General features: G+C 27.6%; 21 protein-coding genes. 20 read left to right on the forward strand and 1 reads right to left on the reverse strand.

What is annotated here, in order from left to right:
• Positions 1-221: 221 nt before the first annotated feature.
• The 3 genes from QIA21_RS00395 (at position 222) to QIA21_RS00405 (ending at position 1680) form a co-directional block, all read left to right on the forward strand.
• A complete protein-coding gene (locus QIA21_RS00395) occupies positions 222-638 on the forward strand; it encodes a hypothetical protein (protein ID WP_301392682.1) in 417 nt (138 codons plus the stop codon).
• A gap of 132 nt (positions 639-770) precedes the next feature.
• Complete coding sequence (locus tag QIA21_RS00400; protein WP_091973400.1) at positions 771-965, forward strand: hypothetical protein; 195 nt, start codon at positions 771-773, stop codon at positions 963-965.
• 175 nt (positions 966-1140) lie between these two features.
• Positions 1141-1680 (forward strand): hypothetical protein, encoded by a 540-nt coding sequence (locus QIA21_RS00405; RefSeq protein ID WP_301392685.1) that lies wholly within the window; start codon positions 1141-1143, stop codon positions 1678-1680.
• A gap of 146 nt (positions 1681-1826) precedes the next feature.
• Here the strand turns inward: QIA21_RS00405 and QIA21_RS00410 are convergent, their stop codons facing one another.
• Positions 1827-3413 (reverse strand): peptide ABC transporter substrate-binding protein, encoded by a 1587-nt coding sequence (locus tag QIA21_RS00410; protein WP_301392687.1) that lies wholly within the window; start codon positions 3411-3413, stop codon positions 1827-1829.
• A 392-nt stretch (positions 3414-3805) separates the two neighbouring features.
• On the opposite strand from QIA21_RS00410, the gene QIA21_RS00415 reads away from it, so the two are divergent.
• From QIA21_RS00415 to QIA21_RS00495, 17 genes are all read left to right on the forward strand, one after another.
• Entirely contained in the window at positions 3806-4447 is a 642-nt protein-coding gene (locus QIA21_RS00415; protein ID WP_301392689.1) for a hypothetical protein, read from the forward strand.
• Positions 4448-4555: 108 nt separating this feature from the next.
• Positions 4556-5194, forward strand: a complete 639-nt coding sequence (locus tag QIA21_RS00420; protein ID WP_301392691.1) for a hypothetical protein — start codon at positions 4556-4558, stop codon at positions 5192-5194.
• A gap of 319 nt (positions 5195-5513) precedes the next feature.
• A complete protein-coding gene (locus QIA21_RS00425; protein WP_418905519.1) occupies positions 5514-6758 on the forward strand; it encodes an anti-CBASS protein Acb1 family protein in 1245 nt (414 codons plus the stop codon).
• A gap of 11 nt (positions 6759-6769) precedes the next feature.
• Positions 6770-7369 carry a DUF1357 family protein gene (locus QIA21_RS00430; RefSeq protein WP_091973413.1) on the forward strand — a complete coding sequence of 200 codons (600 nt, stop codon included), beginning with the start codon at positions 6770-6772 and terminating at the stop codon, positions 7367-7369.
• 57 nt (positions 7370-7426) lie between these two features.
• Positions 7427-8035 carry a DUF228 domain-containing protein gene (locus tag QIA21_RS00435; protein WP_301392696.1) on the forward strand — a complete coding sequence of 203 codons (609 nt, stop codon included), beginning with the start codon at positions 7427-7429 and terminating at the stop codon, positions 8033-8035.
• A gap of 16 nt (positions 8036-8051) precedes the next feature.
• On the forward strand, positions 8052-8969 hold the full coding sequence (locus tag QIA21_RS00440; RefSeq protein WP_301392697.1) for a hypothetical protein: 918 nt from the start codon (positions 8052-8054) through the stop codon (positions 8967-8969).
• Between the two features lie 3 nt (positions 8970-8972).
• The gene (locus QIA21_RS00445; RefSeq protein WP_301392698.1) at positions 8973-9425 is read left to right on the forward strand and encodes a DUF3890 domain-containing protein; all 453 of its coding nucleotides are present in this window, start codon (positions 8973-8975) and stop codon (positions 9423-9425) included.
• On the forward strand, positions 9422-9796 hold the full coding sequence (locus QIA21_RS00450; RefSeq protein WP_091973422.1) for a hypothetical protein: 375 nt from the start codon (positions 9422-9424) through the stop codon (positions 9794-9796). Before QIA21_RS00445 ends, QIA21_RS00450 begins: the two co-directional genes overlap by 4 nt.
• Positions 9793-10140, forward strand: a complete 348-nt coding sequence (locus tag QIA21_RS00455) for a hypothetical protein (RefSeq protein WP_301392699.1) — start codon at positions 9793-9795, stop codon at positions 10138-10140. The genes QIA21_RS00450 and QIA21_RS00455 overlap by 4 nt, the downstream gene beginning before the upstream one ends.
• Positions 10137-10676, forward strand: coding sequence for a DUF764 family protein (locus QIA21_RS00460; protein WP_301392700.1), 540 nt, complete (start codon positions 10137-10139; stop codon positions 10674-10676). Before QIA21_RS00455 ends, QIA21_RS00460 begins: the two co-directional genes overlap by 4 nt.
• Before the next feature lie 34 nt (positions 10677-10710).
• On the forward strand, positions 10711-11778 hold the full coding sequence (locus tag QIA21_RS00465) for a DUF787 family protein (protein WP_091973431.1): 1068 nt from the start codon (positions 10711-10713) through the stop codon (positions 11776-11778).
• A complete protein-coding gene (locus QIA21_RS00470) occupies positions 11778-12200 on the forward strand; it encodes a DUF1463 family protein (protein ID WP_091973434.1) in 423 nt (140 codons plus the stop codon). Before QIA21_RS00465 ends, QIA21_RS00470 begins: the two co-directional genes overlap by 1 nt.
• Positions 12201-12242: 42 nt before the next feature.
• A complete protein-coding gene (locus QIA21_RS00475; RefSeq protein WP_091973437.1) occupies positions 12243-12734 on the forward strand; it encodes a DUF1473 family protein in 492 nt (163 codons plus the stop codon).
• Positions 12727-12942: a DUF1322 family protein gene (locus tag QIA21_RS00480; RefSeq protein WP_091973440.1), complete on the forward strand. Its 216-nt coding sequence runs from the start codon at positions 12727-12729 to the stop codon at positions 12940-12942. Before QIA21_RS00475 ends, QIA21_RS00480 begins: the two co-directional genes overlap by 8 nt.
• Before the next feature lie 8 nt (positions 12943-12950).
• Complete coding sequence (locus QIA21_RS00485; protein ID WP_301392704.1) at positions 12951-14327, forward strand: hypothetical protein; 1377 nt, start codon at positions 12951-12953, stop codon at positions 14325-14327.
• A gap of 19 nt (positions 14328-14346) precedes the next feature.
• Positions 14347-14910 carry a DUF792 family protein gene (locus tag QIA21_RS00490; protein ID WP_301392705.1) on the forward strand — a complete coding sequence of 188 codons (564 nt, stop codon included), beginning with the start codon at positions 14347-14349 and terminating at the stop codon, positions 14908-14910.
• A 36-nt stretch (positions 14911-14946) separates the two neighbouring features.
• Complete coding sequence (locus tag QIA21_RS00495) at positions 14947-15726, forward strand: hypothetical protein (RefSeq protein ID WP_301392707.1); 780 nt, start codon at positions 14947-14949, stop codon at positions 15724-15726.
• Positions 15727-15859 lie beyond the last annotated feature (133 nt).

Genomic DNA, 15859 nt, shown 5'->3' on the forward strand with positions numbered 1-15859 from the left:
GGTTAAGGTTTGCCTTAACTTAAGGCTAAGTAAATAAATTTAAAGTAATTAAATTTATTATTTAAAAAATGCAACTGTTTTTAAATAATTTAAAGTTAAGATTTAATCTTTTAAAAGTTTTGAAAAATTGATTTTTAGTTTAATTGTTTGGGAAATTTTATTTATATGATTTATAATAGATTTTCTATAAATTTTTAAAATTTTTATTTTAAGGAGTTGCTATGAGAAATAGATTTTTTTTTATGTATTTATTCTCAGCTTTGATTTTTTTGCTTAGCTGTAGTGCATTTTCAGGTGCTAAAGACAGAGAAGTATCAAATTTGACAGATGAGCAAAGGTTAAAGATTATAAACACTATTAAAAGCAAATTAGGTGGTGACTCTAAAAAAATAGCTAGGGTTGATAAATATTTCTATCGATTTAGTGATTCTAAAAGAGATGTTATTTTGCAATTATTTTCAATTGGATTTGAATACATAAACTCTAAAGAATCACAACCCACAGAATCAGAAAATAGAAAATCTGATTTAGATGCTTTAAAAAACGATTTTGAATCTAAGCTCAAACAGCTTAATTACACAGTAGAGGATTTTGAGAAATTATCAGATGAATTTAATAAGTTTGTTGAATCTGACTAGTGAAACTTATTTAAGTTAACAAAATTTAAATAAATTTATTTTAAAAATGTGTTATTTAATATTTTTTTTAATTTAAAAAGACCAATCAGGCATTTTTTTATCTATTCAAATGTATTTCAAGGAGAGAGAAATATGAGAATGGCTTTTTTTCTTTTTTTTTTAATATGGCTTTTTGGTTGTAGTTCTACTAATAGTCAACACAATAAAGATTTGTTATCCGGCAATAAAAAGAAAACCTCTGATTATAACAGAGAATATTATCAGAAGAACAGAGAAAAACTTAAATTAAGGGCTAGAGAGCGATATCGTAGAAACAGAAGGAATTAAATCAAACAAAAAGATCAAATATAAAGAATTAAACTTATTAAAAATTTTAAAGTAATTTTAATATTAAGCAATATATTTAAGTTGATTGGTGAATTTATGTAAAAGATTCATGTTTTTAGTTATTTAAATATTTTATGGTTTTGAAATAAATTGAATTTTAATTAGGAGAATATACATGAAGAGATATACTTATGTGTATATATTGGTAATAGTGGTAAATTCTTGCTATTTAAATGATTTCTCTAGTATGAAGAAAGGCAATCTTAATAAATATGATTTAAATTTTACTGAATTCTCTTTAGCTGAAAGAGAGAGCGCTATTTTAAAAATTCAAAGAAAATTCAAAAGTCTTACCGACAGAATAAGCTCTAGAATCTCTAATTATAGTGAGATTAAAGTTAGTAATTTCTTTAGCGAATATAGTGAACAAAAAATTAATCTTTTAAATAAAATATTAGAGATTTTAAAAATACAGCATGGTTTAATGGAAAAAAGTAGCAATAGTTTGAGCAAGCTTAGTATGTTAAGCGGAGGCGATCATGCTGTTTTTGATCCACAGCCAGAGTTACGACTTTTAAATCAAAAATATTCAGATATAGATGAAAAATTAAGAGAAATATGTAATTACATTCTAAGCAATAGCATTGATTTTAATAAGGTTTTAAAGGATTTGGCTTCTTTAAAAGAAAGTTCTTTAGTGCTAATGCAAAAATAAGCTTCAAGTTTATCTTATAATTTTAAAACAGAAACAGTTTTAAGTTGAGCAAGTAAAAAAAATAAACAGTTATTAACTTATACGGTTATTAAAAAAGTTTTTTGTAAATAGAGCCTAAAATTAATGACTCTATTTACAAAAATCATCTATTCGTCTAAAGGTTGTATTTCTGATAAAGCAAATCTTTCTGAATTGTTTGTGTTCCATCCCGTCCATTTATCATTTTTAAAAAGATAGTTTCCCGCAACATTGTATATTGGAATTACTGGGTGATCATTTTCAATAATTATTTCTTCAATCTTTTTAAATAATTCTAATCTTATTTTTTCGTCCGTTTCGATCTCAGATTTACTTATCAGTTCGTCAAGTTCAGGATTTGAATATCCATAAGATGCAAGATGTGAGTTTTTAGTTTCAAATATATCAAAGAATGCCATGGGATCTAAATAATCTCCTTGCCAGGACCTTATTGAGATCTCATATTGTCCTTTTAGAATGTTTGATATATGGCTATTTAGTGTTTCAGGCTCAATTTCTACATCAATATTTAAAACTTTTTTCCATTGGCTTTGAATAAAAGTAGCAATTTCTTTTTCAAGTTCATTTTTAGTGTATCTTATTGTAAGAGTTGGAAATTTTTTCCCATCCGGATATCCAGCATCGGCTAAAAGTTTTTCTGCTTTTCGTGGGTTGTATAGTTTTAATTTTTTACCATAATTATAATTATTAAAGTTGGGGCTTACTTTTCTTGTTGCTTTAAAGTTGTTATCAAGTGCTCTGTAGACCAATGTTTCTCTGTCGATTGCAAGAGACAATGCTTCTCTTACTTTTGCGTTGTTAAGAGGTTTTGCATTTGTGTTTAATGAAAAAAAACCAATTTCGTTAATGTCAGCTGAATAAAAGTCTTCTCTTAAGATAAGTTCATTAATAATGCTTAACGGGATACTGTTAAAAACAGCATCTATTTCGTTGTGTTCATACATGCTATAAATTCTGCGGGCGTCGTTTATAGTAACAAATGTAATCTCGCTAATAGCAACGGTTTTAGCATCATAAAATTTTTTATTCTTTTCAAGAGATATTTCTTCGTTTAAGATTCTTCTTTTTAGTTTAAAAGGCCCGCTTGTAACCATATTTTCTGCACTTGTCCATTTATTTCCAAACTTTTTAACAATGTGAGTAGGAATAGGTATAAATATTGGGTTTGTAAGCATATCAAGAAAATATATTGTTGGTTTGGAAAGAGTTATTTCTAAGGTTTTCTCATTAATCACCTTTATTCCAACTTCATCTGCATTTGATTTTGTTGTGTGGAATTCTTTTGCATTTTTTATTTTTGATGTTAATAGGCTAATATTTGGTAGATCTTCAGTACTTTCTAGGGCCATTATGTACGATTCTTTAATAGTATCTGCTGTTATTTTAACTCCGTCACTCCAATAAATGTCGTCTCTTAAATGGAATGTATAGCAAGTGTTGTCTAAAGAAATTTCCCAATTTTTAGCAAGTCCTGGTCTGTATCCACCTGTTTTAGGGTCACCCCTTAAAAGCCCTATAAATAGTTCATTTATAATTAAATTGTCCAATTTGTCGCTGCAAAACTGTGGATCAAGTGATGTTGGTTCGTTTCCAATTCCAACCCCAAAGAGAAGATCATCTTTTGCTTTAGAAATTGTGCACGAGATTGCAATTGTAATGAGTAGTGTTAAAAGTAATATTTTTTTTATTATCATATTCTTTATTCCTCTTCTTATTTCCAATAATTAATTTATTTTATAGCAAATTATATTGCATTTTATTTTTTTAAAATGCAATATACGATTTTGCTAAACGTCTTAAAAGGCTTGTTGAATATTTACTGTTAAGTTTAAAACTACAAATGAGGCCCTTAAAGCCTCATTTGTAGTTTTAAAGAAGTTTTCAATGAATTGTTGAATTAATTGTTGATTTATAACAATAAGCAAGTATATATCTCTCTTTGGTTTTTTCAAATAAATTTGAATCTTTATTTAGGTTTTATTTTTTTAAAGAATAAATAGCAAAATAAATACAATTAATTTTATTTTATGTCTTGAGAATGCCAGAAAATGAACTATAATTACGGCATATTTTATGGGAGGTTTTAATGAAAAGGATTCATATTTTATCGATACTATTATTAGTATTTTCTTGCAAACAATACAGTGTTGTTAAGTCACTCACAGAAGTTTATTCTGAGGATGATGAGCCTATTGTTGTTAGCGATAATCTAGCGGCTAAAGATCTGGTTGCTCAAGGGCCTACTTTAACATCACAGGAAGCTGAAAAATTAGAGGCTTTAAAAGTCTTTTTAAAAGACGCAATGTGTGCTAATGGTAGAGAAGAAAATTTAAAGGCCGAGTACGACAAATCCTACAAAGAATTTTTTGATTGGCTTTCTAAGGATGTTAACAAGCAAAAAGAGTTTGTAAATTCTTTTAATAATATTTGCGGCATTGTCGCTAAAGCAGTAGATGCAAGTAAAAAAAGATCTACTAATCAACAATCTTTAGATTTTAATGAATATGTTTGTTACAAAATTAAACATAGCAAAGGTGAGGCTTTAAGTTTATTTTTCCAAAAGGTAGCTGATGCGTTTGGCACTGAAGAGTACAAAAATAAAGATGATCAGAGTAGTCAGAAGCCTGAGAAATGTAATGAAGAGATTTTTAAAGTAATTAAAAGAATATTTACTGAAAGCGAGAGTAACAATGAATTGAAAAATTTAAAAAGTTATGGCAATGTTTAATCATTTAAGATGTGCTTGTGTTGCAAGGCAGGTTCTAGCAAGAGCTTGTCTTTTTTATTTTTTAAGCGTCCTTTAAGTAATTTTGTAAAGATTATGTTTGTATAGGCTATGGACGATAATAACAACTCAAAGATCAATTTTCAAAATTTTAAATTCAATAATGTTGAATTTGCTGAAGAATTAGCAACTCAAGTTATCAAGTCTTCCTTAGCAATAGAGACTAATTTAAATAAAATTTTAAAGACAGTAAATTTGCAAGAGGCTTGTTTAAAGGCCCAGGAATCAAAAATGAAACTTGTTTCTACGATTAATCTAGCTAAAAAACTAAACAACCATTTACTCTTAGAATTTGATAAAATTCCTTTTGATTTTGATATTCCTGTAACATTTAGCATTGTCGATAAGATTTTAAAAGTGTTTTATTGGACAATAGTCAATTTTGATTCTCATACAGTAAATGAAATTGAATCAATAGGGTTAAAAGAGATTGATTTTTTATATGAAGAAGAAGAAGGAATAAAATCAGCAGAAAGAGAGATTAGTAGCATTAAAAATTTCAAAGAAAGAGAATTTCTTTGCAAACTACTTTTGGTTATTAAATCTACATTTAAAGCAGACAAGGCCTTAATAAAAGCAATTAAGGCGTCTCTTTTAGCAACATCTTTGATTGCTCAACGAGGAATAAAAGGTAAGCAGATTTTGTTTTTATGTTTAGCTTATGTTAATTTGATTTTCGAATGTGTTTGAATATTAAAAAGATAGAGAGCTAGCTCTCTACCTTTTTAATATTTATTGGGATTGGATAAAGTATTAATTTAACATGCTTTTTAATATTATTTTACAATATTAATCTATTAACAGTGCGTGCAAAAGTAAGTAGAATATTTTGTAAGTTTTACTTATATTCTTAAATTAATATTAGCATAAATATTCTAAAACTTATTAGTTTTTTATAAAATTTTAAATGAATTTTAATATTTTAATTTTGTAAATATTAATTATTTGATAAAAATTATTAAATAATTAATATTTGAATAAAAAACAGTTTTTGATATAATAATATATAATGATATTTAAAAAAATGATTAATGAATTTAAAATGGAAATAAAAAACAAAGAATCTAAAATTAATCCTATTGATGTTTACAGATATTCAATTTTTTTTAGAAATTACATAGAAAGTACAGCTGAAGATGCATTAAAAAATGGAATTAATTTAAGCTTACTAGAAACTTCTTGTTTAAAAGAAGGCAGAGAGTTTCTTTTGAATTTAAAAGTAGAATTAAAGGAAGCTCTTCTTGAAGCAATGATAAGCTATAGATTTAATGGAGCAGGTTATATTTTAGTAAAATCCAAAGGAGAGGATGAAGATTTAAGTAAAAAGGTTAACAGTGAATTGCCCATAGGTTTTAAATATTTGGATTTTAAAAAAATTATTAACAAAAGAGAGTCTGATTACATAGAGTATCTCTCAAGTTCAAAAGATTTAGATGGTGCTGTTGATAAAACAAGGGTTGTAAAAATAGATAAAAGTAGAGTCATAATTTATGAAAATTACGACCATGTTTTATGCTCACACGAGCCTGTTTATACACAAAGTTTACTTCTTAATATTTGTCTTTTAGAACAAATTTATTCAGAAATAGAAAAAAGAATAAGAAATTATAATTTTTTGTTTTACAAAGATGAACATTTAGTAGGACTTGTTGAATCTTTAGAACTTGCAAAAGAAGAAATTAGCGTTTTGGCAAATAATAAAGGCAAAATATTTTCTAACTTTTTTAAAGGTCAAGAGCCAAACAAAAGTTTCTCAGCATTAAGTAGTGCTTCTGATAAACTTAGCAGAGAGCTTGGCAAGATTAAAAGCACTCTAAGTAATGATGGAATTTTTTACACAGCATCAGAGAATGCTCATTTGGAGGTCATAAAATATGATCTTGAGTTTTTAAAAGACGCATTTGAACTTGTTAAAGCAAAAATTGGTGCTGATACCAAAGAGCCTTTAACTAGAAGTTTTAATGAGCAAGTCAAAGGACTTGGTAGCAACGGCAAGGGAGATAAAAGTAATTATTACGACTATTTAAAAGGCGTGCAAGAATCTGTTGCTAATGCGTGCAATCTTAAGCTTAACAAATATTACAGATTAAATATGAAATTTAATGAGCTTGAAGTTTTAAGCTATGAGCAAAGACTCGAGAGAGACAATTTACTTCTTGATGTTTATTTTAAGTATTTAGAGTTAATTAAAAATGAAAATCTAAGTCATGAGGCAAGAGAAAATTTAAAAGAACAATTAAGTTTAGTTATTTAAAAGGAGTAATTATGGAAAAAATGGCTTCTAGTTTGGATTACAAAAGTAAAAGCAACCAAGAAGATTTAAAGGATTTAAGTATAAGTAATGAAGCTTTAAGCAATGCTTTGATTCATGAGTTTTTAGAATATAAAAATCTTAAAAGCAATAATAATTCAATGGGTAGTTTTTCTCACAATGATCTAAGAGAATCTGTTGAAATAAATAAACTTGCAAATGATAATTTAAGTTTTGAGTATAATACAGAAAATCTTTTAGCAAAAGGATATTCTTTAAAAGAGGTTGTAAAAGGCCAAGCTGAAGAGCTTATTAGAAAGTATGTACAATCAACTCAAATCTTAGCAATAGCTGGAACTAACAATCTTGATGAGATTGATTCGTCTTCTCGTTCAATACTAATAAGGGTTGCAAAGACTAATATTGATCAGAATAAGAATGCAGAAAATTCATACAAAATAATAAATTTTCAAAGAATAAAAGCAAATGAAGGAAATAATTTAAGAAACAAAAATGCATTTTTTAATACATTTCATGATTTAAGAAAAGCAATGCTTAATGAATGGGAAGAGCTTAAGAGTGAATTTTATTGTAATAAAAAAATATTAGCTTGAATTTTTGTAGTTTAAGCTTTTAATAAAAAATAAATTTAAAAAAGGAGATATTTATTAATGAGTGATTCAATTGATTTTAAAAAAGAGATAGAAAAACTAAAAGCATCAAAAGTAGAACTTGAGAGTCAGCTTGAAAGTTTAAAAAAAAATCAAGCTCAAAAAATTGTTTTAGACAAATTGCAAAGTGTTAATGTTGGTAGTTACCCTGTGTTTGAGAGCTTTAAATTTCAAGATGAGGGATTTTATTTTGCTCAAAAAGGTGGACTTAAAAGCTCTTCTGCTGATAAGTTTGAAAATTACCAAGCTTTAGATTTTTGCTACAAATGTGGGGTTAAGCTTATTGTTAATGGTTCACATTTACAAATAGCAAGAGGCGGCGGCAGCGATCTTTATGGGGTTTGTGTCGACTTTGATGATTTTTCAAGAACCGGTACAGTTGTTCCAATGACATGCAGTTTTGAGTGTGTTTTAATTGCTAAGGACAAAACGATTAAAGCAGAAGATAAATTAATAATAAACCAAGAAGGGTTTTTAGAAAAAGCTTCTCAGAAAGCATCAGTTATTCACGCTTTAGCATTGGGATCTGCTGAAGAATTTAAAGACAGAAGAGATGTTTATGGTGTTAGAGTTCTTTTTTTAGTCAAGCAAATAAAAGATGCAATTTAAAATAGGAGAATTTAAAATGGATGAGAGTATATTAAATAACGAAGAGTATGTAAACATAGTAAGGGATGTTTTATTAAAGGAGTCCCCAATTCCAGAATATTATCATTTTTTAGATTCACAGCAAATAGAGAGTAGCAATATTTCTCTTGGGAGCGATAGAATTATTAAGTGGTATTCTAATTTGACAGACATTCCTACATTAAAAGTTAATGATTTTAACACAGTTTCAACAATAAAGTTTCAAAGACAAATAGTAAAGATTAATTATTTGCCTTTTCAGTATGCATTTACGTACTACGCACCAGATGGAAAATTCAGTGTGGAGGCAAACACAAATATTAACATGAGAGAAGGACTGCTAGGAGCAATAATTGAGATACAAAAGTTAATGAGTGCTCATTATTTAAGGGGTGGACTTGCGCTTTCAAGAAACAATAAAAGAACTCTTCTTGTTGATGAGTCTAACAATGAAACTATGTATGGACTTTTGAATCTTCCAAACCAAATAGACAAAACAGTCAATCAGACAAACATATTAGACCAAATAAAGTCCATAAATGATGATCTTGGAAAGATTAATTTAGAAGATGAGAGAAAAGTGCCTTTTAAAATACTTACAACTAGCAAAATCAAAGGCCGTTTACTAGAAAGACTCCCAAACAATAATTATTCATACAAAGACATGCTTTTTGATTTTATAAGTGCAATTAATAATGATGCAAATATTGAGCTTGAGACTACAAATTTGTTAGACGATGAAATTTTAATATATCCAAGAAGCAGTAAACTACTTCTTTTAAGAGACGGTCATCAACCGATATTAAATTCATACACAGAAGTTTCAAGTAGTAATTTTAGAACAAGTTTTCTTGACTTTTCTATTGGAACAATTTTGGCAACAAAAAATTCAATCCTTAGAATAAAATTGAGCTAAAAAATGAATGAAAGCAAAATAGATACCAATCAGTCTTTAAGTTTAAAAACTTTGGGTGCTGAGAATCCAGAATCAGGTTTAAAAGAAGTATATGAGCGAGTACTTGAGCTTTTAATGCTTGATTTTAAAGATCTGAGCATTAAAGAATTTTCTTTATATTTGAATTTACTTGAAAATATTTTAATTCTCAAAAGAATAAGAATTGAAAGTTTAAATGATTCTACAATGTTTGTTTTAATTTATTATTTTGTTGGTTGTGAGTTAAAAAAACGAAATAGATTGAAAGGTTTTAATTTAAATTGCATCAAGTCTGAAAAATTTAAAGAGATATCATTGGAATATTTTCCCACAGCTTTAAGTAGCAGCAGTTGTGGGGGTGATTTTTGTAAATGCTTGGATAGTTTAATAGAAGAGCTAAGAGTTAAAAAAGACTCTTTAATAGGGGTAGTTAAATGAAATCTTTAGAGATGATTAATACGGGTTTAAGTAATATCATAACAACATATTCTCAAGATCTTTTTTTCTGTAAATTTAGAACAATCAAAGATCCAATTAATGCATCTTATGAGGTTAGATTTAAAAGTTCTGATGCTGTTGGTTTTAAAGGAATGTTTTTGTTAATAAGTCCAGAAGAAGCAGTTGAGATTGAAGGTGTAAATATTTTTGATAAAAATAGTTACGCCAAGGTGTATACTCTTGAGAATTTTGAATTTGAATATGGAGATTTGGTTAAGGCTTGCGATGATTTTTATTCGATCTTGGGGGTTCAAAAGAACTACAAAGAGGGTCTAAATTACAGCATGTTAGTTTTAAGGAGTTCTTGTTGAGTATAAAAATTAGGTTTAAAGACATTTGTTCTTTTAATGAAAATAGTATTAATATTGGATCAGAAGAACTTGATAAAGAGATTACTTTCAAATTAGCAAAGGCTGCTTACAAGGATTTTTATTCTAATATTTTTTCAAACAAAGGAATAAAAATAGCTTTTAGAAAATCTATTCAAAAAGGACTTGTTGAGATAAAGGATCAGTTTAGAGTTTTTTGTAAAAATTATTTACTCAGCAGGCAAGTAAATCTTAAGACAAAAAGAGCTTTTAAGGTTAAAGAATTTAAAAGTTTAACTTTCAATACTGAAAAACTAAGTCTTTTAAAAGAAAAGGACAGTTCATGATTGTAGGACTAAATGAATCTGTACAGTTTTTAATAAAAATACTTACAAAATTTAAAAAATATTTAGATCTTAAAGAAATAGAATTAGAAATCTTAAACACTTACAACCACCCGTATTTGGAAAAGTTTACTACAAATGTTAGCAATTTAATTGTATTAAAAAGCGAGTCTTTCGAAGGGCTTACTCCTAGAAACTTAAGGGGTAGAAATTTTTGTAAAATATCTAATGAGTTTAGATTAAGGTTTTCGCTTTATTTTTTAAGTTTTACTTTATTAAAAGCCTACAGAAATTCTTATGAGAGCATGTGCAAAGTGTATGAACACTTTTTGGAATTTTTACATGAGAATAGATTTAGGTTTGAGTTTGTAAAAGAGCTTGAGAGTGGTTCTTGTTTGCTTTTGACTTATTATTTGTGTTCAATTAGTAATTTAAATAATGATGGGCTACTTGGTGTTTCGAATATGCAAAGCAATATGTGTTTTAGTTTTAATCAGATTTTTGTTGCAAATATACAAGTTGTAAAACAAGAAAGATAAATATTTAAAAAAAGAAATTAAAAAAGGAGGATAAATGCCAAAAGATACAATAAGCGTTAGTTTGGTTCAAAACAGACTAACTGCCAATAAAATTAATTATTACAATCCGCTTTTAATTTACAAAAGCAGTGTTTTAGCAAGTAAATACTTGGCATTAAGTGTTACAAATTTTGAAGAATTGCTTAAAAAACTTGAGATACAAAAGGTTCAAGAGGCTGATTCTTCTAAGAAAAAAATAGCAGAGGAGGAGTTAAAAGTTTTACAAAAATCAATCGGCGATTTTTTCGGACAAGATGGACTTAAGTCTGTTGATTTTTATGTTTACAATCAGATTAAAGAGATTAAAGATTTCTTAAAATCTAATTTGCATCCGTTTGTAGTTTTTGTAAATGAAGCAGGAGATTTTATTAGTAGTGATTTTGAAGTTATTAGAAAAGCTTGCAATTTTATTGTAATTTCTACTAAAGACGGCAACTTGCCAAATTTTTTAAAAAAGGACAAGGTTGAGCTTAGAAATGTTATTGCTGTTTACAGTGGCAATGAAAATTTGCATCTTAAGTTTGTAGCAATGTATTTGCATCAAGCAAGTATTTTTCATGCTGTTAATCCTTATGGGATGATTTTAAATTCTGCTCCTATTTATGATGATTCTTTGATTGATTCTCTTAGAAAATCCAATATTAATTTTTATTCTCTTTTAAATGAAACCGGAAATGATGGCATTTTGGCTTTCAAAGAAGGGGTTAGTCTCTCAGGCGATCTTATTGATGAGGTTTTTACGCTTTATTACATTAAAAATGAAGCAATCAAAGAGCTTATTAGGATCTGGAATAAAAACAATAGAGCTAACAGCAAGCTTGGTGCATTGAATTTGGATGGTAATTTGCCAAACGAATACACAGCAGGGCTTGAATGTTTTTTCCACGAACTTAAAGAGATGGGGCTTATTATCTTTTACAAAGAGATTAAACTTAAGGTTAACTCTTCTCAAGGTCTTAGTTTAAGCTTAGAAGTTGCGCTTAAATATAATGACAGTTTTAATAGTGTTAATTTAGTGATCACTTCACAAGAGATAAATGAATATTTAAGGAGAGCATCATAATGAGAGAATATTATTCATTAGATTTAATATTTTTTAGTTTTAATGACAATTTAATAGACAGAGGTACTATTGAGTACAGTACAGAGCCTAATATAATGGCTAAGGCAAGCACAGAAGACAGAAATTTTCCAATTCCAAGCTTTAGAGATCCAAGAACTGTTGTACATATTTTTGATTTAGAAGTAAGCAAAGGATCTCTTGATTACAAACTTTTAACAAAGCTAAGCAATGAGCAATTTTACGAGAATGTACCAAAAGCTCAAAAGTTAAAAAGATTAGTGTTTAACGATCAAATGGGATTGAAAATTATTTCAAATAGTGCATTTTTTGCAGAAATCCCAACTAGAAAGTATTCATCTGATAATGATACGGTGAAGTTTACAATTCATGCAATCAATTGTGATGTTCAAAAAGCAAGTTGATTGGACAATAAAAATGTTTTAATTAAAGGATAAGAATTTAAAATGAGATATAAGCTAAAAATATTAACCAGAGCTAAAACACATACATACGTTTTAAAAGATATTCCCATGTATGAGTGGGACAGTGTCTTGGGATTTGATGTTGAAAGAGATGAGCTTATCAGCAAGCTTAACGATCTGCAAACATTAAAAGAAATAACCAAATTAATGATCTCAAGAGGGTTTTTAGATGAATTTTATGAAATCCTAAATAAAGAGAGAAGATATTCTGAGCTTTATAAGTATGCTCTTCCCACAATTCTTTTTTCAATTCAATATTCACTTTTTGAAACAATAGAAGGGTTTAAACAGCCCGGTTTGGTTTACATTGAAAGTTTTCAAGATAAAAATGGCGATTACGTTAAGTATGACTACATTGATCAGCGATGGAGTTATGATTTTTTAATTTCAAGTAGCAAGTCTTTAAGCTTAAATCAAGAAGATTTTTTAGAAACCAATCTTGATCCTTTATTGCAAGAAGGTGTTAATGAATAAGTCGATTACAACTAATTATTTTAAATACATAGACTATTTGACAAGAGAATCTAATAAGTATTATTTTCCTATTGTAATGGGCATTTGTACCTACAAAGATGTTAAAAAAATGAGCTACAAAGAGCTTTTAGAGGTTACCCGAGTAGCTAATTTAAAACTTAACAAGGAAATATACGAACAGTTTTTGTCCTTTAGCGGCATGCTTTAAAGGTTTTTATGTACGAAGAAAACAATAATGAAGATAAATTTGCAATTACATTAGAAGGTGTGCTAGACAGAAATGCCACTAAGAGTAATTTAGAAAAAGAGCTTTTAAGTTTAAAAAAGGAAAATTTCTTCAATAAGATTAGCTTAAGTCCAAAAAGTAGTAAGGATTTTTTATTTTCAAGTCTTGAAAGACTAAAAAGTCTTGAAAGGCTTAAAAATGACAATCCGCAAAAATCAGTAGATTTTAAATCTTTAAATGGTTTTAAAAGTAATCCTTTTAAAGATTACTTTAGCCTTGATTCTCAGAAAAATAGTTCAAAGGGTGTTTTTAAGGATTTGGATTTAAAATACAAAAGAGGTTTTGCTTTTAAGTATTTGGATGTAAATAAGAACAATCTTGGCCCTTATTTAAGGCCGGAAGTAGATAAATTAGATTTAAATTTTAACAAGCAATATTCATATTTTAAAACTGAAAATATGAAAAATGCTTTTAAGCAAAATTTTATTCATAATTCTAGGGAAGATCAAACTAATGCAACTCTTAAAGATTTTAGATTAAATTCTGATCTTGATAAGATTCAACTTAGTTTTGCCAAGGATGATTTGCAAGAGCCATTATTAAAAGATGAAAATAATCAGAATATTTGGGAAAATTTAATATCTTTTAGAAATTTTTCAAAAGATTCAGTTTTGGTTGATTTTTTTAATATAAAAAATAGTTTTGATGATTTTAAATTGCCTTTAAAGGAATTAAAAAATTTAAAAGACAAAAAGATTTTCCAACTAAATCTTGAAAATTTTATTTGCAAAGATAGTCAAAGAGAAAGTGTAAATAAAATGCTAAAAGGGCAGAGATCTTTTGAAACAGAGTTTGAGAGAAATGATTTTTTAAGAAAACTTTATGTTTTTCAAAGTTCACAAAATTCAAATTTAAATGATCTTTCTTTTATGGTTGAGCTTGTAGAGAAATTGAAAAACGAAGGTTATGCAAAAAATGATTTGAAAGCTATTAGCCTAATAAGCGATTTTCTAAGTGGCCAGAATAATTTAGAAAAAGTTTTAAGCAACAAATCAACAATTTCTTTAAAGAATGAGTTAAAAGGTGAGCCTGAAGTTTTAAATAGCAATAAAATAATAAACAGTGTTTCTGATCTAAAATTAGATCCACTTTTGGAAAAAACTTTAGAACTTTTAGAATGGGCTAAAAGTTATGATTTTAGTAGTAGCGTATTAGATCCTTTAAGAAATACTTTTTCAAATCTTGGCAATATTTTAGGACAAGCCTTTGAAAGCTTGCCTTTGGTTGAGTACATGACAAATCTGCTAAGAGATGGTGGTGGCAGATTAAATTTAAGAGAAATTGATGATGATTTTAGAATGCCTTAGTAAATAAAAGAGGTTTTAAGTGATTAAAGAGCAAGTTACTAAGTTAATAGAAAATGTTGTAAATCAAATTTCAAGTTTAGCAAGTAGTTCTAATTTTGTTTTACTTTTCCCAAGGCTTGATTTTAAAGGACTTGGGTACATTCCTCAGCTGTTTTTTATTTTTGTAAAGCACGATCTAATAGAAGAAAATCTCTCAAGTGTAAGTTCAGACCGTGCGGTAATTGATTTTACGAATACAAAAAGTGAATATGTGAACTTTAACATTACAACAAGGCCTGAGATTGTAACAATAAATAAAGGGATTTTGTCATCTATTTATGACAAAACTTTGCTAAGAGTTTTAAAAGAAACCCCTTTTATGAACAGTGCTTTAGAATTTAATAGTAATTTTATAAAAATGCAATTTAGGCAGAGATTTAACTTAGGAGTTTATTATAGTATGTACAGTCCTTCAGTGGGATTTCACAAGGTGGTAAGTATTAACTCATTAAAGCTTAAAGACACAGTTTATCTAGAAGAAATAGAAATTAGTTTGCAAGTAAAAATTTGCAAAACATTTAATATTTTAACTTATAAAGGTTAAAATATTAAATGCAAGCTAAATATTGGGAGAATATTAATGAGACAATTTAAGCTTATTTTAATATTTATTTTGTTTATTGCGCCAACAATATATGCGGGTGTTGTAAGACCATTTGATTTTAGAAAATGGAATTTTAAAAAAGACATAGATTTGGCTTATGTATTAATGTATGATGCTGATAATGGGATTTTAACCAAATCTCAAGATAAAGCCGGCAGCATTAAAAGTCAAGAAATATTTGCTAAACTTAAGAAGTTAAATGTTTATTCTGATAGTTTGCAGAAAACAATAAAAAATAGACTTGTTAGGAGTAGATTTCAAAAAGAGGTACAATTACCGCTGCTTAAGATCTTTAGAAAATATAAATATTTAACAAAAAAATATAAAAATAAAATTTTGATCGAAAATCCGGAATATACAAAACTTATTGTAGAGAGAAATATTAAAAAAGTTAGTTTTCTGGAAAATTATTTTCAATCTATGCTTAATAAGAATGTAAAATCTAGTGAAAAGATCAAAAAAAGAATAGATTCTAATCATAGTAGTTTGAAGTCTTTTAAGGGTAGTAAAACCAACAACTCTTTTAGATCTAAGTTTTCAAACTCCAAAACGTCAAAAAGACCGTATGTTTTAAAAGAATGTGACAAAAAACCAATCTTAAGTAAGTATGATCTTAACCAATCAGATGACGAGCTTTCAGACGAGTTAGAGAGTGATAAATCAGATGAGTCAAAGAGTAATGAATCAAATGATTTTGGTGAAGAGGTTCAAGGCGAAGATGAGTTTTTTGATCTTCAAGAACATGAATTTAGCTAAATTTTTTAAATTTAAATATTTTTATTTTTTATAAAGCTTTTCAAGCTAGAATAATTTTTATTTGGAGAATATTAATGAGACGATTAATTTTAATTTCTTTTTTTGTTTTAAGCATTAATGCGTATTATTAATG

It is taken from the genome of Borreliella japonica, assembly GCF_030438115.2.
Taxonomy (GTDB): domain Bacteria; phylum Spirochaetota; class Spirochaetia; order Borreliales; family Borreliaceae; genus Borreliella; species Borreliella japonica.